This window comes from Candidatus Palauibacter sp. (genome assembly GCF_965197445.1).
In the GTDB taxonomy this organism is placed as follows: domain Bacteria; phylum Gemmatimonadota; class Gemmatimonadetes; order Palauibacterales; family Palauibacteraceae; genus Palauibacter.
The window spans coordinates 1,119,120-1,141,913 of sequence record NZ_CBDANE010000005.1; the positions used below are offsets into that span (position 1 = coordinate 1,119,120).

The 22,794-nt window shown below is 67.8% G+C and carries 23 protein-coding genes and 1 pseudogene; 17 read left to right on the top strand and 7 right to left on the bottom strand.

Going from position 1 to position 22,794, the window contains the following annotated elements; genetic code table 11:
* Positions 1-10: 10 nt before the first annotated feature.
* The 17 genes from ACN9M6_RS12255 (at position 11) to ACN9M6_RS12335 (ending at position 17,784) form a co-directional block, all read left to right on the top strand.
* Positions 11-460, top strand: coding sequence for a prepilin-type N-terminal cleavage/methylation domain-containing protein (locus ACN9M6_RS12255; protein ID WP_419163185.1), 450 nt, complete (start codon positions 11-13; stop codon positions 458-460).
* Positions 457-843, top strand: a complete 387-nt coding sequence (locus tag ACN9M6_RS12260) for a prepilin-type N-terminal cleavage/methylation domain-containing protein (protein ID WP_419163186.1) — start codon at positions 457-459, stop codon at positions 841-843. The genes ACN9M6_RS12255 and ACN9M6_RS12260 overlap by 4 nt, the downstream gene beginning before the upstream one ends.
* The gene (locus tag ACN9M6_RS12265) at positions 840-1,691 is read left to right on the top strand and encodes a hypothetical protein (RefSeq protein WP_419163187.1); all 852 of its coding nucleotides are present in this window, start codon (positions 840-842) and stop codon (positions 1,689-1,691) included. Before ACN9M6_RS12260 ends, ACN9M6_RS12265 begins: the two co-directional genes overlap by 4 nt.
* A gap of 12 nt (positions 1,692-1,703) precedes the next feature.
* Positions 1,704-2,702: a type IV pilus biogenesis protein PilM gene (pilM, locus tag ACN9M6_RS12270; protein ID WP_419163188.1), complete on the top strand. Its 999-nt coding sequence runs from the start codon at positions 1,704-1,706 to the stop codon at positions 2,700-2,702.
* Between the two features lie 34 nt (positions 2,703-2,736).
* Entirely contained in the window at positions 2,737-3,378 is a 642-nt protein-coding gene (locus ACN9M6_RS12275; RefSeq protein WP_419163189.1) for a PilN domain-containing protein, read from the top strand.
* Positions 3,375-3,965, top strand: a complete 591-nt coding sequence (locus ACN9M6_RS12280; RefSeq protein WP_419163190.1) for a type 4a pilus biogenesis protein PilO — start codon at positions 3,375-3,377, stop codon at positions 3,963-3,965. The genes ACN9M6_RS12275 and ACN9M6_RS12280 overlap by 4 nt, the downstream gene beginning before the upstream one ends.
* Entirely contained in the window at positions 3,962-4,381 is a 420-nt protein-coding gene (locus ACN9M6_RS12285) for a hypothetical protein (RefSeq protein WP_419163191.1), read from the top strand. Before ACN9M6_RS12280 ends, ACN9M6_RS12285 begins: the two co-directional genes overlap by 4 nt.
* A complete protein-coding gene (locus tag ACN9M6_RS12290) occupies positions 4,378-6,138 on the top strand; it encodes a secretin N-terminal domain-containing protein (protein ID WP_419163192.1) in 1,761 nt (586 codons plus the stop codon). The genes ACN9M6_RS12285 and ACN9M6_RS12290 overlap by 4 nt, the downstream gene beginning before the upstream one ends.
* Positions 6,139-6,248: 110 nt before the next feature.
* Entirely contained in the window at positions 6,249-7,472 is a 1,224-nt protein-coding gene (aroC, locus tag ACN9M6_RS12295) for a chorismate synthase (protein WP_419163193.1), read from the top strand.
* On the top strand, positions 7,453-8,034 hold the full coding sequence (locus ACN9M6_RS12300) for a shikimate kinase (RefSeq protein WP_419163194.1): 582 nt from the start codon (positions 7,453-7,455) through the stop codon (positions 8,032-8,034). The genes aroC and ACN9M6_RS12300 overlap by 20 nt, the downstream gene beginning before the upstream one ends.
* Positions 8,031-10,586, top strand: a complete 2,556-nt coding sequence (topA, locus tag ACN9M6_RS12305) for a type I DNA topoisomerase (protein WP_419163195.1) — start codon at positions 8,031-8,033, stop codon at positions 10,584-10,586. The genes ACN9M6_RS12300 and topA overlap by 4 nt, the downstream gene beginning before the upstream one ends.
* Positions 10,583-11,527: a tyrosine recombinase XerC gene (locus tag ACN9M6_RS12310; RefSeq protein ID WP_419163196.1), complete on the top strand. Its 945-nt coding sequence runs from the start codon at positions 10,583-10,585 to the stop codon at positions 11,525-11,527. The genes topA and ACN9M6_RS12310 overlap by 4 nt, the downstream gene beginning before the upstream one ends.
* 4 nt (positions 11,528-11,531) lie before the next feature.
* A complete protein-coding gene (gene hslV / locus ACN9M6_RS12315) occupies positions 11,532-12,113 on the top strand; it encodes an ATP-dependent protease subunit HslV (protein WP_419163197.1) in 582 nt (193 codons plus the stop codon).
* Positions 12,110-13,558: an ATP-dependent protease ATPase subunit HslU gene (gene hslU / locus ACN9M6_RS12320; RefSeq protein ID WP_419163198.1), complete on the top strand. Its 1,449-nt coding sequence runs from the start codon at positions 12,110-12,112 to the stop codon at positions 13,556-13,558. Before hslV ends, hslU begins: the two co-directional genes overlap by 4 nt.
* 43 nt (positions 13,559-13,601) lie before the next feature.
* Positions 13,602-14,519, top strand: coding sequence for an ornithine carbamoyltransferase (gene argF / locus ACN9M6_RS12325; RefSeq protein ID WP_419163199.1), 918 nt, complete (start codon positions 13,602-13,604; stop codon positions 14,517-14,519).
* Positions 14,516-16,132 carry a glycine cleavage system aminomethyltransferase GcvT gene (gene gcvT / locus ACN9M6_RS12330; RefSeq protein ID WP_419163200.1) on the top strand — a complete coding sequence of 539 codons (1,617 nt, stop codon included), beginning with the start codon at positions 14,516-14,518 and terminating at the stop codon, positions 16,130-16,132. Before argF ends, gcvT begins: the two co-directional genes overlap by 4 nt.
* On the top strand, positions 16,132-17,784 hold the full coding sequence (locus tag ACN9M6_RS12335) for a sigma 54-interacting transcriptional regulator (RefSeq protein ID WP_419163201.1): 1,653 nt from the start codon (positions 16,132-16,134) through the stop codon (positions 17,782-17,784). Before gcvT ends, ACN9M6_RS12335 begins: the two co-directional genes overlap by 1 nt.
* 8 nt (positions 17,785-17,792) lie before the next feature.
* Here the strand turns inward: ACN9M6_RS12335 and ACN9M6_RS12340 are convergent, their stop codons facing one another.
* The 7 genes and pseudogenes from ACN9M6_RS12340 to ACN9M6_RS12370 form a co-directional block, all read right to left on the bottom strand.
* The gene (locus ACN9M6_RS12340; RefSeq protein ID WP_419163202.1) at positions 17,793-18,242 is read right to left on the bottom strand and encodes an SRPBCC domain-containing protein; all 450 of its coding nucleotides are present in this window, start codon (positions 18,240-18,242) and stop codon (positions 17,793-17,795) included.
* A 12-nt stretch (positions 18,243-18,254) separates the two neighbouring features.
* On the bottom strand, positions 18,255-19,340 hold the full coding sequence (locus ACN9M6_RS12345; RefSeq protein WP_419163203.1) for an SDR family NAD(P)-dependent oxidoreductase: 1,086 nt from the start codon (positions 19,338-19,340) through the stop codon (positions 18,255-18,257).
* A gap of 51 nt (positions 19,341-19,391) precedes the next feature.
* Complete coding sequence (locus ACN9M6_RS12350; protein WP_419163204.1) at positions 19,392-20,177, bottom strand: SDR family NAD(P)-dependent oxidoreductase; 786 nt, start codon at positions 20,175-20,177, stop codon at positions 19,392-19,394.
* A 13-nt stretch (positions 20,178-20,190) separates the two neighbouring features.
* Positions 20,191-20,526 (bottom strand): hypothetical protein, encoded by a 336-nt coding sequence (locus tag ACN9M6_RS12355; protein ID WP_419163777.1) that lies wholly within the window; start codon positions 20,524-20,526, stop codon positions 20,191-20,193.
* Positions 20,527-20,539: 13 nt separating this feature from the next.
* Positions 20,540-20,815: pseudogene (locus tag ACN9M6_RS12360) on the bottom strand (GTP-binding protein); the annotation flags it as partial.
* Between the two features lie 4 nt (positions 20,816-20,819).
* Positions 20,820-22,064 carry an ATP-dependent Clp protease ATP-binding subunit ClpX gene (gene clpX / locus ACN9M6_RS12365; RefSeq protein WP_419163205.1) on the bottom strand — a complete coding sequence of 415 codons (1,245 nt, stop codon included), beginning with the start codon at positions 22,062-22,064 and terminating at the stop codon, positions 20,820-20,822.
* An 87-nt stretch (positions 22,065-22,151) separates the two neighbouring features.
* Positions 22,152-22,784 (bottom strand): ATP-dependent Clp protease proteolytic subunit, encoded by a 633-nt coding sequence (locus tag ACN9M6_RS12370; RefSeq protein WP_419163206.1) that lies wholly within the window; start codon positions 22,782-22,784, stop codon positions 22,152-22,154.
* Between the last annotated feature and the right edge of the window lie 10 nt (positions 22,785-22,794).

Sequence of the window (22,794 nt, forward strand, 5' to 3'; positions counted from 1 at the left end):
GAGGCGCTCCGTGGCAAGATACCGATCCCGTGCACAGTGGAGTGGGTTCAGCCTGGTCGAAATGTTGGTGGCGATCTGTCTCGCCGGCACAGCGGCCGCCGTCGTCATGTCGCGAGGACCCCTTGACCGGCTTGGTCTGAGCCGCGCGGCCCGCGTGGCGGAATCGCAGTTGGTGCTGGCGCGACTCAAGGCCGTTGCCACCCACGCGCCGACGGAAGTGAGACTCGTCGGCACGCGGCTCGAAGTGGCCCGGCGCGGTGGCCGCCTCCTGTCTCGCGTCGAACTCGCGCGGCACGGGCTCGGTCGGCTGGACTCGGCCCGCCTTCGACCTTCCACCCTGCGGTTCAATGCCCGAGGACACGGGTCGCCGGGCAGCCTCTACCTCTATCGCGGTCGGCTGGGCGTACGTCTCGTGTCGAACTTCGTGGGGCGGGTCCGGGCCGTCCCGTTGCAGCGGTGAACGTCGCGGGTGGTTCTCGATGCGCGGGGTTCGGCCTCGTTGAGGTCGCGGTGGCCATCGCGGTGTCGTCGGTCGGCGTGCTCGGCGCCGCGGGCGTGGCCATCGCGATCGCCTCGCAGGCGCGGCACTCGAACTGGGACACCCAGTACACTCTGGCGGGTCGTAAGGCCGTCGAGGCGATCGTACAGGAAGGGCATGACCGCGTGGTCTCCGGCACGACGACCCTCGAGGTCGCCGGACGGCGGTACCAGGCTTCGCATGTCGTGACGACCCCCGAGCCGCGGTTGAAGCAGGTTCAGGTGACGGTCGCCTCGCCGCCCGGTCCCACGGTCGCGTTCGAAATCCTGCTGGTGCGGGATCGACCCCTGCCGGCGGCACCGTGAGCGCCGCGACGCGGAGCCGACCCGGTCCAGCGGCCGGGCCGGAAGGATTCACGCTCGCCGAAATGCTCGTCGCCCTGGCGGGCGCGAGCCTGCTCGGCGCCGCACTCATTGGGCTCCTCGCGAGCCAGAGCCGCTTTCACCTCCGTAACGAAGACGGCATCCAGGCCGCGCAAACCACGCGCGCGCTCCTGGACGGGATGGGCGCGGAAATCCGCGGAGCCGGTTCGGCAGATCTTCTGCAGGCCACCCCGGATACCGTGTCACTTCGTTTCGACGTGCTGAGGACGATCGTGTGCGACACGGTCGGTGGCGGCGGCGCAGACCTGTTCGTGTACGATTCCGTTTCTGCCACGAACCTGCGGTCCCGATGGCGCGGGACCGCCGTTTCCGGTCCCTACGCCGTGCCCTGGATCTACGCGGACGGGTTTACGCCGGTCTCGGGTGTCTCGGCTGACGCGGAGGCTACCTGCCGGGCAGCCGGGGCGGATCGAGCCAACCAGGCGTCCGCGAGGCAGTTCCGCCGCGCGAGCGGCTGGGGCGGTCGTTTCGGGGCCACCCCGCCGCGCGGCGCCCTCGCCCGGGTCTACGGCCGCCTCACGTATTCGATCCGGGCATCCAGTTCCGAGCCGGGGACGCTCTCGATCCGTCGCAACGGCCAGGAGTTCGCTCTCCCGCTGGGGCCCGGCGCGTCGTTCGAGTATGGGATGTCGGACGGGACGACACAGGCGCGTGTCGCCTCGGGAGACCTGTCCCGTGTCGCCGAGGTCCGCCTGGTCGCGACGGCCATCGGACGCAACAGACTCGGGGCCGGTCGCCGAATCAGCCACCCGATGCCGCTTCGGAATTGAGATGGGTGTCCGATGAGGATTGGGCGGCCCGCGAGCGGCGGGCGGGTGCTGTCGGCGATCGGGTTTCGGAGCCGACGGACGACCGTCGGCCTGGATATCGGGAGCGGCTTCAACAAGGCCGTGGTTGTGGATCACGCCCGGAACGCGCCCCGACTGGCGAGGGTCGCGATCGCCCCGAACGCCGAGGGCACTGTGGTCGCCGGGGCGATCAGGGATCCCGACCGGGTAGCCGAGTCCCTCGCCTCGATGTTCGCCCGCGGGGGGATCGCGCAGCGTGAGGTCGTCATCGGCGTGAGCGGGCGCGATGTCATGAGCAAGCTGATCGAGGTGGATCGAATGGATGAGGAGGAAGCCCGCGCAGCGATCCCCTGGGAGGCGGAGCAGCATGTGCCGTTCGACATGGAAGCGGTGCAGCTGGACTTCGTGATAACAGATCCCTCGGGGGAGGGTCCGACGATGACCGTGTTGCTCGCCGCGGCGAAGCGGGAGCTGATCGAGACACGGGTCTCTCTGCTCCGGCGGGCGGGGCTCATCCCGGTCGCGGTCGATGTAGAAGCCCTTGCTCTCCACAATGCGCTCGAGGCCAACTACCCGGGTGCCATGCAGGGAGTCACCGGGCTGGTCGACGTGGGAGCCGAAGCCACGACCGTGCATGTCCTCGCTGACGGTGTCCCGGTGCTGGCGCGCGACCTGGGGATCGGAACCGGGGGATTGTCGGGAGACGACGTGACCCCGCGCGCAGGCCGCATCGCGAACGGCATCGAACGTGCCGGAGCGTTCGTCGAAGCGGGTGGTTTCGGACTCGGGCTCGCCCGGATTTTCCTGTGCGGCGGCGGTGTCGCCGCCTCCGGCCTGTCGGATCTCCTCGCGCAGCGGCTGGGCGTCGAGACTCATGTGGCGAATGCGCTCGAGCGTCTCGATGTCGGGCCTGACGTGGCGGATCGCACGGATCTCGGCGATGTGGCGCCCATGCTGATGCTGTCCGTCGGCCTGGCGCTCCGTCGGCCGTGACCGGCATGCACGACGCAGACGGACCGCCGCGCCCGTGATCGAAGTCAATCTGCTGCCGGGATCGGAGCGCTCGGGCACGAGGGGCGGATCGTCCGAGGATCCGTCCCGCCGGCGACGCGCGCGCTTCGACCTCCTGGGGACGGCCCTTCTGGTGGCGACCCTGACCATCCCGTCCGGAGCGGCGTTCCTCTGGTGGATCCAGCGCTCCGCGGCGCAAACCCTGCGCGGCCGGCTGGATGACGCAGCGGCCGACTCTGCACGGCTCGCCGGGCTTCGGATCATCAGCGACAGCCTCACAGCCAGATCCACCCAGATCCGGGAGCGGGCCGCCCTCGTCGAACAACTTGACCGAGGCCGCTTCCTGTGGCCCCACGTCCTCGACGAGATCAGTCGCGCTCTCCCGCGCCTTGCGTGGCTGATTTCTCTCCGCCGGCTGTCGCCGCCGCCTGACCTCGCCCTCGAACTGCACGGTGTCGCCGCCAATCCGCTGGCGATCACGGAATTCGTCAGGAACCTGGGAGCATCCGACTACATCGGCGAAGTCAGGATTCTCGGTAGCCAGAAGCAGGGCTTCGAATCCGACGAAGTCTCCCGGCAGGCCTTCACTCTGATTCTCCGTCTCTCCGGCACCCCCACGGCTCCTCGCGCCGACATGACCGGGACCGGCTCACCTTGACCCTCCTGCCCCGCGACCCGCGCGACCAGACCCGGCTCCTGTGCCTGATCTTTCTCCTGGGGTTCGGGGTCGCCTTCCATCTGTACGTCTGGACTCCCCGGCGGATCGAACTCGCCGCACTGGAGCAACACATCGAACAGGCGGAGCGCGCGAATACGCTCGCGGAAACGCGCGCAGGCGACCTGGATGCCGTCCGCGATGACCTCGAACTCGGAGAACGCCAGTTCGCCCTTCTCCAGCGGCTTATGCCCGAAACGAGTGAAGTCGCCGCGATCTACGAGGCGATCGCTGCGGAGACGCAGTCACTCGGGCTCGAGCTCGTCCACGTCGTACCGAGCGACCCGATGCCCGACTCCGCCGGCTACTTCCTGCGACAACACTGGGCCATGCAGGTCGAGGGCGGATACCATCGGGTCGGCCAGTTCCTCGCTCGCGTCGCGGCCTTCACCCGCATCGTGCGCCCGGAGGTCGAGGAGATCGTTCCCGCCCGCATTACGAATTCAGGGCGTCAACTCGTTCATGTGCGCTTCACCCTGGAGACCTTCGTCCTGCCGCCGGCCGGCGGCATTCCACTGGAGCGCGGATGATCACGACCCGGCCTCTCGGGATCGCCCTGATCCTTGCCTCTGCGGCCTCCGCTTCGACGGTCGGGTCCGCCTCGGCTCAAGTGCCGATCCTGACCCCCTTGGCACGCGAAGTCTTTACGTACCCGGCCTTTGGTCGGCGAGACCCGTTCCAGCCGCTCAACATCGGCGAGCAAGGGGGGCCCCGTTTCTCGGATCTCAGGCTCTCCGGCGTGCTGTTCAACCCCGGCCTGGGCAGCGTCGCGACGCTGACCGACAGGAAGACCGGCCGCAGGTATCGGGCACGGGAAGATGATGTCCTCGGGGAGGCACGGGTCGTCCGGATCCGCGCCGGCGAGGTGGACTTCGAGATCACGAACTTCGGGGTCAGTCGGAGCGAGACACTGAGGGTCCGACGGCAGCGGGGTACCGGAAGATGATGGGCCGGTGGGTCCTCGCGATCGCCCTCGCGACCGGCTTCGACGGGGCAGCCGACGTCCGGGAAGTGCGGATCGCGCCGACCGGATCGGAGACTGAAATCACGGTCCTGGTTGGAGGGGAGGTCACGGCACGCCACCTCATGCTCGCGGACCCCCCGCGGCTCCTCCTCGACCTGGAGGGAGCGAGCCACAAGCTCGCGCGTCACAGCTACACGGGGATCGGCCGGGGCGGCGTCCTTCGCATGCGGTCGAGCCAGTTTCGGCCCGATGTCGTACGGATCGTCTTCGATCTCACTCTTGAGACCGACTACCGGGTCGCCATGGACACGGGTGCAGTCCGCCTCATCCTTCGCAATCCCGGCCCGACGTTTGCGTCCTGGTCGACTGCGACCACCCCGGCGGAGACGACGCAACCCTCCCGCCGGCTGCCGGTCGCCGGACAGGGGGAGCCGCGGATCTCCGTCGTGTACGACAGCGCCAGCATGCTCGACGTACTCGCCGGCTTCTCGGAGTTCGCTGACGTCTCGGTGGTCCCGAACGGCGAGGTCGCCTCGGTGACCGTGCGCGGCATCGACATCAGAGATCAGCCGTGGGATGTGGCTCTGAGCGCGATCCTCTCAGCCCAGAACCTCGGCTGGCACACGACCGAGAGCGGCATCATCGTCGTTGACTGGCTCGAGAACCTGCAGGCGCGAGACCAGCTTCTCAGCGAAACGCGGGTCATCCGGATCAACTATGCGAGCGCGGATTCCGTCGCCGAGACCCTCCGCCATCTGGCGACGCCCAACCGAGGCCAGGTCGTCGCGTTCGCGGGCAGCAACACGGTCATCGTCACGGACGCGCCTTCGGTCGTGGCACGGTTGGACACCATCGTCGCGACCCTGGACCGGCGACTTCCGCAGGTAGCCGTCGAAGCGAAGATCGTGTTCGTTGACCGGACCGACGTCCAGCAACTGGGGATCGTCTACGATCTCAAGCAGCGGAACGGGGGGCTGGTGGAGCAAGGCCTCAACGACCGCATTGCCGCGCCCGACCCCAACGAACCGCCCCAGTTCGTCGACAGCGATGGCGACGGCGTCCCCGACCAGACGTTCTTCAGACGAACGAACGAGACGATCGTGAACCTTGGAGGCGACGCGATCGCGGCCCTGGCGAACGCGAATGATCGACCGGTGGCGGCGGCGCTCCAGATTCTGACGGCGGTCGCGTTCGGCGAGTTCTCTCTGTTCGCGTTCATCGAAGCCCTCGAGTCTCACCAACTCTCGGACGTTCAGGCGGTGCCGTCGATTCAGGTGGTGGACAATGCCCACGCGAGAATCCAGGTAGGCGAACGGACACCGATCCGCGTGCTGGAGCCGGGTGCCCGGACCGAGGCGGCGCGGGTCAACGTGCAGTTCGAGGACACCGGCATCATTCTCGACGTCGTCCCGCATGTGACGAACAACAACCAGATTCGACTCGAGCTCATGGCCGAGCGGTCCGGCCTGAAGCTTGGTCTCTCCGACGTGGGCTTCGTGTTCGAGAAACAGATCGGCGAGACGACGCTTCTGCTCGATGATGGCGAGACGGCGGTGATCGGGGGGCTCACCCTGAGTGAGGTGAGCCGCAGCCGGAGCGGCATACCCGGCCTGATGAACCTCCCCCTGATCGGGAGTCTGTTCCGGACCACGAAAGAGAACGAGGTGAAGCAGGATCTGATCATCCTCGTCACACCCCACATCATCGAAGTCATCGAACGCCGCCCCGGCGGCGGATAGCCGGCGGGTCGGGGGGGGGGGGGCAACGGGGTGCCGGTTGCGGCTCTTGCCCCCGGCGAATCCTTTTCCTCGCCATCCGGGGCCTACGTTACAAGGAGCGAAGCGGCGCGATGCTGAGGTGTCTGAGGTTGACGACGGCGGGCGAGTCCCATGGCCCGGCAGTCGTGGCCGTGCTGGAGGGAATGCCCGCCGGACTGGCGCTCGAGCCGGGCGACGTCGCGCGAGAACTGACTCGCCGGCAAGGGGGGCACGGGCGCGGCGGCCGCATGCGGATCGAGAAGGACGCAGGCGAGATCTTCGCCGGTGTCCGCCTCGGGGAGACGCTGGGCTCGCCGATCGCGATCCGCATCCCCAACCGCGACTTCAGAAACTGGCGGGCGGCGATGGCCGTCGAGGCGCCGGATGTGGAAGACGACGAAGTGTTGCGGCGCGTGTATCTGCCGCGGCCGGGGCACGCGGACCTCGCCGGCATGCTCAAGTACGGGCGGCGGGATGCGCGCGACATCCTGGAGCGGGCGAGCGCGCGCGAGACGGCGGCCCGCGTCGCGGCGGGGGCCGTGGCCAAGCGGCTGCTCGGCGAGTTCGGAGTCCGTGTCGAGAGCCACGTGGTTCGCATCGGACCCGTCGAAGCGACCGCGGGGCCGCTGCCGGAGGACCTGCTTGCGGTGGCCGATGCCTCGCCCGTGCGCTGTATCGACCCGCAGGCCGAAGCCGACATGATCGAGGCGATCGATGCGGCCCGCCGCGACGGCGATTCGTTGGGGGGCGTGTTCGAGGTGGTCGCGCGGGGCGTGCCGGTCGGCGTGGGGAGCCACGTCACCTGGGAGACCCGGCTGGGCGGCCGGATCGGTGGCGCGCTCATGTCGATCCATGCCATGAAAGGCGTCGAGATCGGCATGGGGTTCGAAGCCGCGCGCACCCGTGGATCCGATGTGCATGACGAGATCGACCGGGACCCTGCGCGACCGGAGAGCGGGGGATACCGGCGGCGGCGGAACAACGCGGGCGGGCTCGAGGGGGGGATGACCACCGGGGGAGACATCGTTGCCCGCGTGGCCATGAAGCCGCTCAGCTCGCTCCGCCGTCCGCTCGACAGCGTGAACACCCGGACGGGCGAACCCGCGAAGGCCATACGCGAGCGGAGCGACGTGTGCGCGGTGCCGGCGGCCGGGGTCGTGGGAGAGGCGATGATGGCGCTTGTGCTGGCGGACGCGTGGATCGAGAAATTCGCCGGCGATACGCTCTCGGACATGAAGGACAGCGTGGAGAGCTACCTGGCGAGAATCGGAGATGGTGGGCGCGGCGGGACCAACGGTGGATCGGAAGCCCCGTGACGTGGGGAGCGCACCGCGACGGATCTGGCTGGTCGGGCTGTCCGGGGCGGGGAAGAGCACCGTGGGCCCGCTCCTGGCGCGCCGTTTGGGATACCGGTTCATCGACCTCGACGGCCAGATCGAGGAACTGGCGGGAGAAACGATCTCCCATGTGTTCCGTACAGGCGGGGAGGCCGAGTTCCGCCGCCTGGAAGCCAGGGCTGCCGCCCGCGTGGCGGAGGTCACGGACGTCGTGGTAGCCACCGGGGGCGGCTGGATGGCGCGCCGGGACATCGACCGGACGTCCGGCGGCCGCGTGCGCGTCTGGTTGCGCGTCCGGCCCGAGACCGCGATCCATCGCCTCTCCCGGGACCGCGCGCAGGACCGCGCGCAGCCTCGCCCGCTGCTGGCGGGCCCGAGGCCTGAGGCCGCGCTTTCCGCTCTGCTCGCCGCGAGAGAGACCGCCTATGCGGAGGCGGAACTCACGCTGGAGACGGATGGACTGGAACCGGAGCAGCTCGTAGAGGTAGCGCTGAGGGGTCTCCGCAAGCTCACCGAAAAGGAGTGGAAGAACCGCCCGTGAAGCTATTGATTGTGGAATCGCCCGCGAAGGCGCGCACACTGAAATCGTATCTCGGCGATGGGTTCAGCGTGGAGGCCTCGGTCGGGCACGTCCGGGACCTCCCCAGGAAAGGACTTGGCGTCGATGTCGAGCGGGGCTTCGAACCCGAGTACGTGACCATCGAGGGTAAGGGGCCTGTGCTGAAGAAGCTCCGTGACGCGGCGGAGAAGGCCGAGTCGATCCTGCTCGCCACGGATCCCGACCGCGAGGGCGAAGCGATCGCCTATCACATCGTCGAAGCGCTCAGCGGGCGAAAAAAGAGTCTTCGACAGCGGTTCCGCCGCATCACCTTCAACGAGATTACGAAGAATGCCGTGGTGGAGGCGCTCGACCGACCGGGAGAGATCGACCTGCCCCGGATCGAGGCCCAGCAGGCGCGGCGCATTCTGGACCGTCTCGTCGGGTACAAGGTCTCCCCCCTCCTGTGGAAGAAGATCAGGCCCGGTCTCTCGGCCGGTCGCGTTCAGTCGGTCGCCGTCCGGCTTCTCGTCGAGCGGGAACGTGAGCGCCGGGCGTTCAGGAGCGGTACGTACTGGGATTTGCGCGCACATCTCGCCGCCGAGGGACGCGCCTTCACCGCCGATCTCGCGACGCTGGAGGGGGCGGCCATTGCGAAGGGACGCGACTTCGACGAACGGACCGGCGCGCTCAAGGCCGGGCGGCGGGTGGTCCTCCTGGACCAGGACCGGGTCGAGGCACTCCGTGCGTCGCTTGCCGACGCGACCTTCACCGTCGGCGAACTCCGGGAGAAGCGGTCGAAGCGCAGCCCGTATCCGCCGTTCACGACGGCGACCCTCCAGCAGGAGGCGAACCGCAAGCTGAACCTGGGGGCGCGCGAAACGATGCGGATCGCGCAGGGTCTCTATGAGGCCGGGCGCATCACCTATATGAGAACGGATTCCGTCACGTTGTCCGAAGTCGCGATCGGGGCGATCAGGAGCCGGGTGGAGACGCGGTACGGAGCGGAATATCTGAGCCCCTCCCCCCGACGGTACAAGACGCGGTCCCGTTCGGCCCAGGAAGCCCACGAAGCGATCCGTCCTGCCGGGACCGAAATGGCGACGTCCCGCGAACTCGGACTCACGGGCAGGCAAGAGGCGCTCTACGATCTGATTTGGAGGCGGGCGACGGCCACCCAGATGGCGGACGCCCGTCTCAGGCATCTGACCGTCCGCGTGGATGCGGATGACGCACGGTTCCGTGCCGCGGGGAAGGTGATCGAGTTCCCGGGTTTCTTCCGGGCCTACGTGGAAGGTTCCGACGACCCGGACGCCGCGCTCGAGAACCAGGAAGTCGTGCTCCCCGACATGCGCGAGGGCCAGGAACTCGCGTGCCGCAAGGTGGAGAGCCGGAAGCACGAGACCAAGCCGCCGGCCCGTTTCACAGACGCGGCTCTCGTGAAGGAACTGGAGGCCGATGGGATCGGCCGGCCCTCGACGTATGCCGCGATCATCTCCACGGTCCTCGATCGAGGTTACGCGGTGCGCCAGAACAAGCACCTGGTCCCGACGTTCATCGCGTTCGCGGTGACGGAACTGCTCGAGAACCACTTCCAGAATCTCGTCGACACGGGCTTCACGTCCGAGATGGAAGAGGCGCTCGACGAGATCGCCCGCGGCAACGTCGACTGGCGATCCTACCTCGCGGGCTTCTACAACGGGCGCGACGGCCTCGAGGCGCGACTGCTCGAGCGCGAGGCGGCGATCGACCCCCGGGAGGCCTCTACGGTGCGCCTCGGGGATCTTACGCCCCGCGTGCGGATCGGTCGCTACGGTCCCTACCTCGAGCTCGAGCTCGATGGCGCGCGCACCACGGCCCCGCTACCGGAGGGTGTCGCCCCGGCCGACTTGAGCGAAGAGCAGGCGCTTGAACTGCTGAAGAAACGCGCCCAAGGGCCCGACCGGCTCGGAGAAGATCCTGAGTCCGGCGAGACCATCTACCTGATGGACGGTCGCTACGGCCCCTACGTGCAGTGCGGCGAGGCCGTGAAGGGGGGCGGCAAGCCCAGGCGAGCCTCCCTGCCCGCGAACGTCCTGCCCGAGGACGTCACGCTGGCGACAGCGTTGAAGCTTCTGGCCATGCCGGCCCCGCTCGGAACCCATCCGGAGAGCGGCGAGCCGGTGAAGGTGGGAATCGGCCGGTACGGTCCCTACGTCGTGCACCAGTCCGACTACCGTTCGCTGACGGACGGAGACGACCCGCTCGACATCACGTTCGACCGGGCCATGGAACTCCTCGCGGTCCCCAAGACACGCGGGCGCCGCGCCGCGGCCAAACCGCTCCGGACCGTCGGGGAGCACCCGGACGACGGCCAGCCGATCGCGATCCATAAGGGCCGCTACGGCCCCTATGTGAAGCACGGCAGGATGAACGCCTCGCTTCCCAAGGGGCTCGAGCCCGACGATGTGACGGTGACCATCGCGCTGGAGCTTCTGCGGAAGCGGAGGGAGAGGGACGCCGCGAAGACGGGGAGTGGCCGGCGCGGCCCCCAAGGGAAGTCGTCCCGGAAATGACCCGGACCGCCGCACCGGCCGATTCACGGGTGCGAGCCCGAACCGAGTGGGTCGAGGACTTCCTCCGCTACGCGAGTGCCGAGCGCCGACTGTCCCCCAACACCGTCTCGGCCTACCGGCGCGACCTGGGTCAGTTCGAGGCCTTCGTGTGCGGGTACGAAGGAACCATCGACTGGGGCTGGGCGGATGTCCATCGTGTCTCGATCCGTTCCTTCATGGGAGAACTCGAACTCCGGGGCCTCAAGCGCGCCTCCATCGGCCGCAAACTCGCCGCCGTGCGCGCCTTCTTCACGTTCCTCCAGCGAACGGATCGGGTCGAGGCCAGTCCCGCCCTCCTGCTCCGCACGCCTCGCCGCGAGCGGCCGCTGCCCGCGTTCCTGAGCGAGGATCAGGCGCGCGCGCTGCTGGACTCTGCGGCCGAGACGGCGCGCCGGGACGGATCCGTAGTGGCGCTGCGGCGCTGGGCCCTCCTCGAACTACTGTATTCCTGCGGGCTGCGGCTGGCGGAGGCGCACGGCCTGGACGTGATCGACGTGGACCTCCACACCGGACAGGTTCGGGCTCTGGGCAAGGGAGCGAAGGAGCGCGTGGTTCCGCTGGGCCGGCCTGCGGCCGAGGCGCTCGGCGAGTACTTCTCCGCCCGCCCGTCCGGCGAGGCCGGCGCGGTCTTCCTCTCGATCCGCGGCACCCGGCTCTCGAGGCGGCAGATCCAGCGGGATGTCGCGGCCCGGCTCGCGCAGGTCGCCGGTGGCGAGCGACTGACGACGCACTCGCTCCGCCACTCGTTCGCGACCCACCTCCTCGATCGCGGCGCGGACCTCGTTTCGGTCAAGGAGATGCTGGGGCACGCCAGCCTGAGTACGACGCGGATCTACACGCACACATCCGTCGACCGCCTCAAGCGTGTACACTCCCGAGCCCACCCACGCGGAGGAGAATGAGGAGATGATGGAACGCAACGCGGTGGGTTCCGGGCGCGTAAGGGCGACAACGATCCTGTGCGTTCGCGTCGGAGGCGAAGTCGCCATGGCGGGCGACGGCCAGGTGACCATGGGTGAAACCATCGTCAAGGCGAGGTCGAGCAAGCTCCGGACGATGCGCGACGGACGGATTCTGGCGGGCTTCGCAGGCGGGGTCGCGGACGCCCTCACGCTGTTCGAGAAGTTCGAGGCGCAGCTCGAGCGACACCCGCGCAACCTCGCACGGGCGGCGGTCGAACTCGCCAAGGAGTGGCGGAGCGATCGTTATCTTCGGCGGCTCGAGGCGGTGCTTGCCGTGGCCGACCGCGAGAGCAGCCTGATGGTCGCCGGCACGGGAGAGGTCATCGAACCGGACGACGGGATCCTCGCCCTCGGCTCCGGTGGGCCATACGCGCTCGCCGCCGGCCGCGCCCTGGCACGCCGGACCGATCTCTCGGCTGCCGAAGTGGCGCGGCAGGCGCTCGAGATCGCGGCGGAGATCTGCGTGTATACGAACGAAGAGATCACGGTTATCGAACTGGCGGCCAGCCAGGCGAAAGGCACATGAAGACAGATATCAGCCCTGTCCCGCCCCCCGGCGAGGCCAGGATCGCGGATGCGCTGACTCCGCGGCAGATCGTCGAGGAACTCGACCAGTACATCATCGGACAGGACGAAGCCAAGAAGGCCGTGGCGATCGCGCTCCGCAACCGGTGGCGTCGGCAGCACGTCGACGAGGGGATGCGTGAGGAGATCCTCCCGAACAACATCATCCTCATCGGGCCGACCGGCGTGGGAAAGACCGAGATCGCGCGCCGGCTGTCCCGCCTCGCAGGGGCCCCGTTCATCAAGGTCGAAGCTTCGAAGTTCACCGAGGTGGGCTACGTCGGCCGCGATGTCGAGTCGATGATCCGGGACCTCGTCGAAGTCGCCATCAACGTGATCCGGGATGAGCAGGAGGCGCGGCACGGCGAGATCGCCGAGCAGCGCGTCGAGGAACGCCTGCTCGACCTGCTCCTGCCTCCCGTAGCCGAAGGCGAACCCGAACCCGCGCCGGGCGAGGAGAGGCGGTTCGTCGTGTCGCTTTCGGGCCAGACATCCGAGAGTCCGTACGATGGACCTTCCGACCAGCGCAAACGGCGCACGCGCGAGAAGCTCCGGGCACTTCTCCGCGACGGCGCGCTCGACGAACGCGAGGTCGAGGTCGAGGTGAGCGAGAGTTCGATCCCCATGCTGGACGTGGGGGGCGGGATGGAGGGCCTCGACTTCAACGTCGGGGAGGTACTCAAGGGCATGCTTCCCAGGAAGACCCGACGGCGCCTGGTCAGCGTCGCGGAGGCCCGCAGGATCCTCCATTCCGAAGAGATCGCGAATCTCATCGATATGGAGGAAGTGACCGAGAGGGCCCTCCGCCGAACCGAGAGCCTCGGCATCGTGTTTCTCGACGAGATCGACAAGGTCGCCGGAAGGCGCGGCGGTGCGGGGCCTGACGTCTCCCGGGAGGGGGTGCAGCGCGACCTGTTGCCGATCGTCGAGGGATCGACGGTCCAGACCCGATACGGCATGGTGAGGACCGACCACATCCTGTTCATCGCGGCGGGTGCGTTCCACGTCTCGAAGCCATCGGATCTCATCCCTGAACTCCAGGGGCGGTTCCCCATCCGGGTGGAACTCGAGAGTCTGGACGCCGAGGCCTTCGCACGGATCCTTCGCGAGCCCCGGTATGCGTTGCTGACGCAATACCAGGCGCTCGTGGAAACGGAGTCCGCCCACCTCGAGTTCGACGACGACGCGATCCGGGAAATTGCCCGCATCGCGAGCCACGTGAACGAACGGACGGAGAACATCGGCGCCCGGCGGCTCCACACCGTGCTCAGCACGCTGCTCGAGAAGATTCTGTTCGACCTGCCGGAGGCGGGTGCCGACCAGACCATCACGGTCGATGCGGCGTTCGTCAGGGACCGTCTCTCGCAGATCGCGGATGACGAAGACCTGAGACGATACATCCTCTGATCCTCCGGGCGCACCGGCCGCGTCCGTCCCGAACGGAGTCTCAATGGACCGGAACCGACATTTTCTCTCGATTGCCGACTGGACGCCCGTGCGGCTTCGAGAGGCGCTCGACCTGGCCGACCGGCTGAAGGCGGACCCGGATGCCGCGGGCCGGCCTCTCGCCGGGAAGACGCTCGCCATGGTCTTCACGAAGAGTTCTACGCGAACACGGGTGTCGTTCGAGGTCGGAACGCATCAACTTGGCGGACAGGCCCTCTTCCTCTCCTCCCGCGACATCCAGATCGGGCGAGGAGAACCGATCGCCGACACGGCCCGCGTCCTGTCGCGCTACGTGGACGGGGTCATGATCCGGACCTTCGCGCAGGAGGATGTGGAGGGACTCGCACGGCACGGCACGGTCCCCGTCATCAACGGCCTCACGGATCTGTTGCATCCCTGCCAGATCATGGCGGACCTGCAGACCGTGCGCGCCGAGTTCGGTGCAGATCTGTCGGGGCTTGTCGTGGCCTGGATCGGGGACGGGAACAACGTCGCCAACTCGTGGCTGAACGCGGCGGCGCAGCTGGGCTTCCGGGTACGGCTGGCCTGCCCCGAAGGCTACGATCCCGACCCGGCCGTGTTCGCCGGGGCAGAGGCTGCAGGCGTCGTGGAGTTGGTCCGCGCGCCCGCGGAGGCCGCCGAAGGCGCGCATGTCGTCACGACCGATGTGTGGGCTTCGATGGGACAGGAAGAGGAGGCCGCCGAGCGGGCCCGTGCTTTCGACGGCTATCACGTGGACGCCGGGATCATGGCGCGCGGGGCCGATGATGCGATCTTCCTGCACTGCCTCCCCGCGCACCGGGGCGAAGAGGTCGCGGCCGAAGTGATCGACGGTCCGGCGTCGCGCGTCTGGGATGAGGCGGAGAACCGGCTCCACGCGCAGAAGGCGATCCTCACCATGCTGATGGGAACGATCTCGTGAAGGACCTTAAAGAGACTCCCCTGTTTGGAGAGCACGTCCGGCTGGGTGGCAAGATTGTCTCCTTCGCCGGCTACGCGATGCCCGTGCAGTATCCGGCCGGCATCCGGGCCGAGCACCACGCGGTCCGTGAGACGGCGGGACTGTTCGACGTGTCGCACATGGGAGAGTTCCGGGTCCGCGGCGACGACGCGCTGCGGTTCATTTCGTATGTGACGACGAACGATCCCTCGCGGCTGTCCCCGGGAGACGCCCAATACAGCGCCATGTGCCACGAGACGGGCGGGGTGATCGATGACCTCGTCGTCTACTGCATGGCAGAGGGGGATTATCGGCTGGTCGTGAACGCGGCCAACATGGCAAAGGACTGGGCGCACCTGTCCGGACTTGCACGGGCGTTCTCGGTCGAGTTGACGGATGAGAGCGATGAGATCGCCCTCCTCGCCCTCCAGGGTCCCCGGGCCGAGGCGATCCTGGCGAACCTGACGGACGAGCCGCTCGCGGACATCGGCTACTACAGGTTCGCCGAAGGAGAAATCGCCGGTGCCCCCTGCGCCATCAGTCGCACAGGATATACGGGCGAAATCGGTTTCGAGCTGTACATGCCGAACGCGCACGCGGTGCGAACCTGGCGCACGCTCATCTCGTCCGGAGCCGTCCCCGCGGGCCTGGGTGCACGCGATTCGCTGCGTCTCGAGATGGGATACGCGCTGTACGGGAACGATATCGACGACGAGACGACCGCCCTCGAGGCCGGTCTCGGCTGGCTCGTGAAGCACGCCAAGGGCGATTTTGTGGGTGGGGAAGCCCTCGCCGCCCAGCGTACCGGGGGGCTCACGCGCCGGCTGCGCTTCGTGAGGCTTCTGGAACGGGGGTTCCCGCGGCCCGGTTACGAAGTGCGCTTCGAGGGGGACGCGGTCGGCAAGGTGCGGAGCGGAACCGTGAGCCCCTCCCTCGGTTTCGGGATCGCGACGGCCTATCTGCCGGTCGCAGCCGAGTTCGGCGACGCCGTCGAGATCGTGATTCGGGGGAAGACCATCGCGGCCGAGGTCGTGCGGCCGCCCTTCTATACGCGCGGGTCACTGCACCGCATCGCCCCGCGGATCGCCGTCGTGACGGTCTCCGACGGCGTGCACGCCGGAGCCCGCGAGGACGGTTCGGGGAAGCTGATCAGGAAGTGGGTCAAGGGCCGGGCGTACACGCTCGAAGGCGCGGATGTCGTGCCCGACGAGAGTACGGCCATCGTGTCGCGACTGCTGCACTGGTGCGACCTGGCGGGCGTCGACTGCGTCCTCACGACGGGCGGAACCGGACTGGCCGCTCGCGATGTGACCCCCGAGGCGACGCGAACCATCCTGGAGCGCGAGGCGCCCGGGATCGCCGAACTGCTGCGCCGTGCGGGCGCCGCGTCCACGCCGTACGCCGCCCTCGGGCGGGGGTTGGCGGGGATCCGCGGCGAGACGCTGGTCGTGAACCTGCCCGGAAGCCCGGGCGGCGTCGCCGACGGACTCGCGGTCCTCGAACCTCTCATCGACCATGCGGTCGATCTTCTGCGCGGCCAGACCGTGCACGCGCCGCCCCCGCCCCCGAAGCCCGCCGCGCGGCCCGGCGGCTGATGGCGCGCGTCTTCGTCGACGGGCGCGCGGTCGAGGACGCCATCGCCGTCCGGGCGGCCGTCCAGGCCGACGGGCACGAAGTCGAACTCGTCGAGTCCGTACGCGAGATCGAAGGGCGACTGGGTGGCGCCGCCGACGTGGCGCTCATCCTCACGTCCGCCCCTGATGAACGCCGCGCCGCCGCGATGCGGGGCCTGTTCGAAGCCGAGATTCCACGTCCCCCTGTCCTGGGGCTGACGACGGATACGAGTTCTGACGCGCGCCGGCGTCTGGCCCAGTCCTTTGATCTCGATGAAGCGCTCTCGGTCCCCGTCGATCCCGATGAGATCCGGGTGGTCCTGAAGGCGCAGCTCGACCGCTACGACCTCCAGCGCCAGACCGGGATCGTCGGCCGCACCGAGGCCGTCCGCGAGATCCTCGAGCGCGTTCACCTGATCGCTCCGGTCATGAGCACGGTCCTCCTCACCGGCGAGAGCGGAACGGGGAAGGAACTCGTGGCGCGGGCCTTCCACAGGCTCTCGCCACGGCGCGGGAGGGCGTTCATCGCGGTGAACTGCGCCGCCCTGCCCGAATCGCTGCTGGAGTCCGAGCTGTTCGGGCACGAAAAGGGCGCGTTCACGGGGGCCACGTCGCTGCGCCGGGGCATGTTCGAACTCGCCGACGGCGGCACGCTGCTCCTCGACGAGATCGCCGAGATGCCGCCGCCCACGCAGACCCGGCTGCTGCGAATCCTCGAGAGCCGCCGCTTCATGCGGGTCGGCGGCGACCACGAAATCCGGGTCAGCGTGCGTGTCGTGGCCGCGACGAACCGCGATCTGAGGCAGGCGGTCGAGACCGGGGAGTTCCGGCGAGATCTGTACTACCGTCTCAACGTCCTCAGTGTCCACGTCCCGCCGCTTCGCGAGCGCCGGAAGGACATTCCCGTGCTCATCCGCCGTTTCATCTCGGAGTTCAGCCGCCAGCACGACCGGGAATTCCGCGGACTGGCCCCCGAAGCGCTCCAGATCCTCCTCGACTACGACTGGCCCGGCAACATCCGCGAACTCCGCAACCTGATCGAATCCATGGTCGTGCTCGCCCCCGGCGCCGTCATCCGGCCCGAGGACATCCCTCCCGAGATCCGGTCGGGCGGCGTCAGCCTGGTGCCGGCGCCCGAACTCATGCCTCGGCGCGAGACCGGCGCCGGCCACATCGCCGGTTCACCGCAGCTGGAGTTCGTGTTCCGCACGCTGGTCGACCTCAAGGTGGATATCGAAGACCTCAAGCGGGAGTTCGAGGCCTACAAGACGGGCGTTCGTCGACTCCCGCCGGGTCCGGATCGAGCCGGGGCGGGGGACGCCGTCGAGATCGATATCACCGACACCCTCGACGCTCCCGGGCCGCGGTCGGATTCCACGGATGCCGGGGCCGCCGCCGAACCCAGCCCCGACGCCGATCCACTTGGCGCGGGGCCAGCTTCCCCTCACGAGCATGAGCCTGCACCGGACGGGATCGTCATCGAACCGGGGATGACGATGGCGGAGATCGAGCGCCAGGCGATCATCGCGATGCTGCACAAGGTAGGCGGCAACCGGCGTAGAGCTGCCGAGGAACTCGAGATCGGCGAACGGACCATCTACCGCAAGATCCGCAAGTACGGCATCGACTTCTAGCGCGTTCGTCAGCGGCTGGAGGCGGCTTCCGCGTGTGCTTTCAGCCCCCGTGCCACGTCGTTGAAGCCACGCCGGACCAGGTTCCCGAAGAGCAGCATGACCAGCGGTGCGAGGAGACCGGCAAACGCGTCGGTCGTCAGGTAGCGGCAACGTGTTTCACCCAGGGCTTCCAATCGCTGTTCCCGCAGGGCAGAGAGCAGGAAGCGATGGCCGATCTTCGTACTCCAGGCCAGCAGGTGCGGCCGATCGACGGACTCGATCCGTTCGACCTGCTTCAGCGCCACCGGCCCGATCATGGCGTACAGATCGACGCGTGAGCCGAGTTCGAAATCCGTGGTGACGCGGGGTGTAAAGGGATTCCACTCCCCGTACCGCTCGACATCCATGAGTATGTCCCACGCCCGTTCGATCGGGGCGTCGATGTCCACGGCATCCGAACTCAACAGGTGCTTGAACACGGTGATCCCTCGCTATGCTTCGGTGAAGCCTCGAAATCCGGACGCGTCCGCCGCGCCACCTGGCGCATGTCTTGCCAGCAGTGCCTCGCTCGCCTCCCACAGCCTCGCGCCGGCGGCCTCATCCATGGCCAGCGCGGACACCTCCCTCTCCCGCATCACGTGCAGGTAGACACCGCTGCGCCGGCCCATCTCCTCCGCGCAGCACGCGTACGTGACGGGTGCTGCCGCCCTCTCCGGCGTCGCGAAGAACCACCGCATGAGCGGGTAGAGCAGGGGTTTCAGAAACGACGGCGCTTCTCGCGCCAGGCTCGAGTTGACCGCCCCCGGGCAGAGCGAGTTCACCGCGACCCGGATCTCACGCTCCGGATTCAGTCTGCGCGAGAGTTCCTGCGCGTAGGTGCACAGATGCAGTTTGCTCAACCCATAGTATTTGAGGCCGTCCTTCAGACCGTAGTCGGTAAAAGTGCCGAAATTTTCGAAGTCGATCGGGCCTGCGGATCGATACGTTTCGGACGCGACGAACACGATCCTCGGAGTCTCCCCGGGGTGGCCGGACGGCCGGATCGTCCCGTCGGCCAGGAACCGGTCGATCAATACTCGATTGGCCAGAAAATGCACGGCGAACATCAACTCGTAACCCTGGGGCGACCTGCGCGCATTCAACGGCATCAGACCGGCGTTCAGAACGCTGATGTCGACCCGCGGGTGGTCACGCTCGAGCTTGTCGCAGAGCGCATGCACCGACTCGAGGTCGGCGAGATCCACCTTCAGCATTTGCACCGTGTCGGAGCCTGACAATCGCTTGACGTCTTCGCCGGCATTCGGATGGCCGCCGCGGCAGGCCATGAGGACGTGCCCGCCGCGCTTCGCGAGATCGACCGCCACCGCCTTTCCGAGCCCCCTGTTGGCGCCCGTGATCAGGCAGACCTTGCCGTCGACGCGGACGTTCTCCGGCACGGGGCTGAGCGTCTCCCGTCGCGAGAAGCGATCGACGATCGCGCTGGATACCGCGCTCCCGATCCGGTTGTATTTTGTGGTCCGCATATCTGACCCGGGCGCGGCGGCCTCGTCCGGTGTCCTGCCCCGCAGCTTCAGCACCAGCAGCGAAGCCCGCCGAAAGTCATCCTGCTTCCTTCCTGCAAACGCGGATCATGTCAGGTGCTTCGTGCTTCTGGCTATGAGTCTGATCGCGGCCCGGCGGGGGAGAAGGCGCCCCAGGAGCTGGGCCGCCATCCGGTTGATCCGTCCCGGCACCAGACGCGGCCCCTTACCCAGCGCATCGAGTGCCTGGCGAGCGGCTTCTTCGGGAGACAGCATCCCCGGTACGTCGCGGTCGAACGACCTGACATAGCCGGGGGTGCGCATCGCGCCGGCGCAGCAGACGGCGACGTCGACACCGTGCGCGCGCAGTTCGTACCAGAGACCTTCGGCGAGAACGATGTTGAACGCCTTGCTGGCCGCGTAGACGGAGACGTGGGGCGACCCCTGCAGCCCCGAGAGCGATGACATCAACACCACAGCCCCCCTCCCACGCTCGCACATGGCCGGCGCCAGCGCCCGCAGAAGCAGGAGCGGCCCCCGCACGTTGACGTCCACTGCCCGCTCGATCGCGTCGTCTTCGGCGTCAAGGAACGGTCCGACCGGTACGTGCGCCGCATTGTAGATGAGTATGCCGAGGTCCAGCCCTGTAACGGCATCCGCAAGTGCGCCGGCGAACGAGGGGTCGGCCAGATCCAGGGCCAGGCAGCGTACCTCGACCCCGTATTCTGCGGTGAGCCGCTCCCCGAGTTCCGCCAGGAGAAGGCTGCGGCGCGCGATCAGCACCAGGTGCATGCCCCGTTCGGCAAGCTGGGCGGCGAAGGCGGCGCCGAGCCCCTCCGACGCACCCGCCACCACGGCCCACTTCCCGTAGCGAGCCGGAAAGGAGTTGGACACCCGGCCTCCCGGTCTAGCGGGTTTCCGCCTCGGCGACGAGGGCGGTGATGCTCTCGAGCAGGGTGCCCATGCCCAGGCCGGTCTGCGCGGAGGTCTCGACCAGCTGGTCTTCATCGAGCCCCAGGGCGTCCCGGAGGCCTTCGACCGCCCTCCGACGCCCCGAGCGGTTCAGCTTGTCGGTCTTCGTGAGCGCAAACAGCGTCGGTGTGCCGAGTCCTTCCAGGAACTCGACCATGCGCCGGTCGTCGTCCGTCAGCCCGCGACGCCCGTCGACCAGAAGTACGAGTCCAAGCAGCGGCGTTGTCTGCCGAAGATAGGCGTCGATCAGCCGTCCCCATTGCTTGCGCACGTTCTTCGGCGCCCGTGCGAAGCCGTATCGAAGCCGGCAGATCGACGAGGAGGTAGCGGTCGTCGACCAGGAAGAAGTTGATCTCCCGCGTGCGCCCGGGCTGTTTTGATGTCCGGGCGAGGCTCTTCCGTCCGACGAGCCGGTTGAGGAGAGAGGACTTGCCGACGTTGGAGCGTCCGGCGATCGCGATCTGGGGAAGGTCCCGCGGCGGCTTCTGTCCCGGCGCACCGACGGCGCCGACGAATTCGGCCGTCCTCACACAGGTGACGGCGCCGGCAGCCCGTGGCACGAGCCTACGCTTCCCTGCGCTTCGCCCCGGGTTCGAGGATGAGGAGCGGCTGATTGTCCTCCTCGACGGTGTCGCGGGTGACCACCACCTCGCGGATGTCCATGCGTCCCGGCAGGTCGAACATCACATCGAGCATGATGGATTCCATCACGGCCCTCAGCCCCCGCGCCCCCGTGCCCCGCGTAATCGTCTTGCGTGCAATGGCTCGTAGCGCCTCGGGGTCCAGGGTAAGCCCGACGCCCTCCAGCTCGAACATCTTCGTGTACTGCTTGAGGAGCGCGTTCTTGGGCCGCTGCAGAATCTCCACCAGGGCATCCTCGTCGAGGTCGTGCAGCGACACGAGCACCGGCAGCCGCCCCACCAGTTCCGGGATGAGTCCGTAGCGCAGCATGTCCTCCGGTTCGACGTGCGTGAGGATGTTGTCCTCGTCGCTCACGCCGTCCGGCCGTACCCGGTCCTCCAGGAAGCCGATCTGGCGCCGGCCCTGCCGCTCCTGGATGATCTCCTCCAGACCGTCGAAGGCGCCGCCGCAGACAAAGAGGATATTCCGCGTGTCGATCTGGATGTACTCCTGCTGAGGGTGCTTCCGGCCGCCCTGCGGTGGTACCGACGCCACGGTCCCCTCGAGGATCTTGAGCAGAGCCTGCTGCACGCCTTCGCCGGAAACATCACGCGTGATCGACGGGTTGTCGGCCTTGCGCGCGATCTTGTCGATCTCGTCGATGTAGACGATGCCGCGTTCGCATTCGCCCACGTTGTACTCGCCCGCCTGCAGCAGCCGCACGAGGATGTTCTCGACATCTTCGCCGACGTAGCCCGCCTCTGTGAGCGTCGTCGCGTCGGCGATCGTGAACGGTACCTGCAGAATCCGCGCCAGGGTCTGGGCCAGGAGCGTCTTTCCCACACCCGTAGGGCCGAGCAGGAGGATGTTCGACTTCTCGATCTCGACATCGTCGATGAGACTGCTGTGGTTGATCCTCTTGTAGTGGTTGTAGACGGCCACCGAGAGCGTCTTCTTGGCCATCTCCTGCCCGATCACGTACTCGTCGAGCGTGGCCTTGATCTCCGACGGTGTCGGGATCTCCGTGAACCGCCCCGACTGCTCGCGTTCCTCTTCCTCGGCGAGGATCTCGTTGCAGAGCGCGATGCACTCGTTGCAGATATAGACGTTGGGACCGGAGATGAACTTCTTGACGGCGTCCTTGGACTTGCCGCAGAAGGAGCAGCGCAGGTGCTTATCGCTCGGCATCGTCGCCCTCCTGTCTCCTCGGTGTGGTCCGTGCGCGCCGGCTCGACCTCCGTCCCGGGGTCGGCCGGCCTCCGTGCGGCTGTGCCGCTACTTCGCCACTGTGGGTCCGGGACGGCCGTTGGCCCCGGCGACATCATCCCGGTGCTCGACCACCTCGTCGATGATCCCGTACTCAAGAGCTTCCCTGGGAGACATGAATCGGTCGCGGTCGACATCGTCCGCGATCCGCTCGATATCCTGCCCGGTGTGGCTCGCGAGGATCCGGTTCAGCCTCTCGCGGGCGTTGAGAATCTCCTTCGCCTGGATTTCGATATCGGACGCCGTCCCGTAGGAGCCTCCCGAAGGCTGGTGGATCATGATGCGCGCGTTGGGCAGCGCCCGCCGCCTGCCCTCCGTACCCGCGGCGAGCAGAAACGCGCCCATCGAAGCCGCCATGCCCATGCAGATCGTCGACACCGGCGAGTTGAGGAACTGCATTGTGTCATAGATCGCCAGGCCGGCCTGAACGGTGCCGCCCGGGGAGTTGATGTAGATGTTGATCTCGCGCTCGGGGTTGTCGGCCTCGAGGAACAGAAGCTGGGCGATCACCACGTTCGCGACCTCGTCGTTGATCGGAGATCCCAGAAAGACGATCCGATCCATGAGCAGGCGCGAGAAGATGTCGTAGGTCCGCTCCCCGCGGCTCGAGCGTTCAATGACGTACGGTGCGAATATCGGCATGGCTCGGTCA